3 protein-coding genes and 1 pseudogene are annotated in these 2263 nt (G+C 38.4%); 3 read left to right on the forward strand and 1 reads right to left on the reverse strand.

What is annotated here, in order from left to right; translation table 11 throughout:
- Positions 1 to 70: 70 nt before the first annotated feature.
- Positions 71 to 391: a helix-turn-helix domain-containing protein gene (locus QUA40_RS28460; RefSeq protein ID WP_333132026.1), complete on the reverse strand. Its 321-nt coding sequence runs from the start codon at positions 389 to 391 to the stop codon at positions 71 to 73.
- Between the two features lie 239 nt (positions 392 to 630).
- On the opposite strand from QUA40_RS28460, the gene QUA40_RS28465 reads away from it, so the two are divergent.
- The 3 genes and pseudogenes from QUA40_RS28465 to QUA40_RS28475 form a co-directional block, all read left to right on the forward strand.
- Positions 631 to 810, forward strand: coding sequence for a type II toxin-antitoxin system HigB family toxin (locus QUA40_RS28465; protein WP_333132028.1), 180 nt, complete (start codon positions 631 to 633; stop codon positions 808 to 810).
- Positions 794 to 1174, forward strand: coding sequence for a transcriptional regulator (locus tag QUA40_RS28470; RefSeq protein WP_333132030.1), 381 nt, complete (start codon positions 794 to 796; stop codon positions 1172 to 1174). The genes QUA40_RS28465 and QUA40_RS28470 overlap by 17 nt, the downstream gene beginning before the upstream one ends.
- 513 nt (positions 1175 to 1687) lie before the next feature.
- A pseudogene (locus tag QUA40_RS28475) lies at positions 1688 to 2191 on the forward strand (ISAs1 family transposase); the annotation flags it as partial.
- Positions 2192 to 2263 lie beyond the last annotated feature (72 nt).

Genomic DNA, 2263 nt, shown 5'->3' on the forward strand with positions numbered 1-2263 from the left:
AACTTTTGTTACATCTGTGGAAAAAATCCTGAAAGAATTTGGAAAAAACTATGTAATTAATTTTGTCTAGCTACTTATATGTACGTGATTCGTTTTTGAGGCATTCTTTTAAAAACTCTATATCTGACTCTTTCCACTTGGCTTTTGCCCCTCGACCAGGCGATTCCCAAAGCCATTCCATGCCTAGATGCGACCATTTATGTAAAACCTCTCTCACTGTTTGTGGAGTCCAGTTAAAATGAGCAGCTATTTTTTCCACATACCAGCCATGTGCATTTAATCTAATTACTTCTGCTCTATCTTTGACTTTTTGTGGAACATCCGCAGTTCTCAGTTTTAATAGAGTTTTGTCTTGCTGTTGAGTCAGGAATACCCTTAATCTAGCGCCCATATATTGAGTTACCTCAGTAGATGTATTCTCTTTGTTTACTTATCTTAACATAGTGTGGTTTTTTTGCGCCGACTTACTTAGCTAAGATAGAATTTAGTTAAAATTACCAAATATAGCAGATGCACATAATCAGCTATCGGCGAGTGCGTGAATATAGCGAAAGTCATGCTGATTGTCGAGAAGTCTTGGATAACTGGTTTAAAATTGCTACAAAAGCCAAATAGTCAAATTTAGTTGAGGTGCAATCTGTTTTTCCTAAAGCAGAAGCAGTTGGAGGTTTTACCGTTTTCAACATCAAAGGCAACAATTATAGATTAATAGTTAGTATCGATTATGAAAGCCAATTGATTTATATCAAATACATTCTTACTCAGGCTGAGTATGAGAAGGAGAAGTGGAAAAATGACCCTTATTTTTAATCCATATAAATACAAAGAGTTATTGTCTCAGTATCAGCCGAAAATCATTAGAACAGAAGTTAAAAATAAAAAGGCTTTGGCTATTTTGGAAGAGTTAATGCACCGTCGCGATCGCACTCCTGAAGAAGATGAGTTATATGAATTGTTGATTGCATTGATTGAAAAATTGGAGCAAGAATATTATGCACCGGGAGTCACAGCTACCCCTAATTCATTGTTGCTATTTTTGATGGAACAGCGCTCGCTAAAACCTGCAGATTGGGTTGGAATTGTTGGATCTGAAGAAGGAGTGTATGCTTTGGTTAATGGTGAGCGAGAGATCGGCAAAGAGCAGGCTGTGATTCTGGGTAGTTTTTTTATGTAGAGCCGAGTTTGTTTGCTAATTAATAGCTTTTTAATGGCAGATGCAGGCAGATAAAAGGGAATGGATGAAAGCCGATTCCCTAGGGGATAGCTTCGCCGATCGCTCTTTTGAACCGCAGATACACGCAGATGGACGCGGATGGGGGGAAGGGCGAGATCTCTTTTTGACGTAAGGTCTATCGCTCTTTTGAACCGCAGATACAGCCAGATGGACGCGGATGGGGGGAAGGGCGAGATCTCTTTTTGACGTAAGGGCGATCGATCTTTTGGCATTGCTTAATCAGGGTATGAAAAAAATCAGTTAAAAATCCCCAAGCTTTGTCGACACTGGTTTCTCTGACTGGCATATTTATCCTTTCATACCGTAAATCAGCAACGCCGATCTTTTTAGCAACCGCAGATGAATACGGATGGATGACAGGGCGAACGCATCTAAATTTCATGTTAACAGAATCTGGTATATTGGAGAAGAATTATTGAGTAACTACAAAACATTTAATTAGGGTTTACCTGTATGAAAGTTCAACCTAAAATCACCATCGCCGACCATTTTTCCGACTTAGAAGATCCAAGAATTGAGCGGACGAAACATCATCAATTAATTGATATTATCACCCTTTCAATTTGTGCCGTGATTTGTGGTGCTGATACATGGGTGGATATTGAAAGTTACGGGCGAGCTAAATACGAATGGTTAAAGAAAATTTTAGAATTGCCGAATGGCATACCTTCACATGATACAATTGCCCGAGTATTTTCTCGGCTCAAACCGGAGCAATTTCAGAAATGTTTTTTGAGTTGGATTTAATCTATTAGTTGCTTCAATCCCGGAGAAGTAATCGCAATTGATGGCAAAACTCTTCGCCATTCTTACGATCGGGGAGGAGATAAGAAAGCAATTCATATGGTCAGCGCTTGGGCGACGAGTCAAAGATTAGTTTTAGGACAAGTTAAGATTGATAAAAAGTCTAATGAAATCACAGCTATTCCGGCTTTACTCAAAGTATTAGAATTAAGTAGCTAGACAAAATTAATTACATAGTTTTTTCCAAATTCTTTCAGGATTTTTTCCACAGATGTAACAAAAGTT

It is taken from the genome of Microcoleus sp. Pol11C3 (genome assembly GCF_036701485.1).
Classification (GTDB): domain Bacteria; phylum Cyanobacteriota; class Cyanobacteriia; order Cyanobacteriales; family Microcoleaceae; genus Microcoleus.

Coding starts and splice junctions, on each gene's coding strand:
- QUA40_RS28460 (WP_333132026.1), bottom strand. CDS start 391: ATGGGCGCTAGATTAAGGGTATTCCTGACTCAACAGCAAGACAAAACT.
- QUA40_RS28470 (WP_333132030.1), top strand. CDS start 794: ATGACCCTTATTTTTAATCCATATAAATACAAAGAGTTATTGTCTCAG.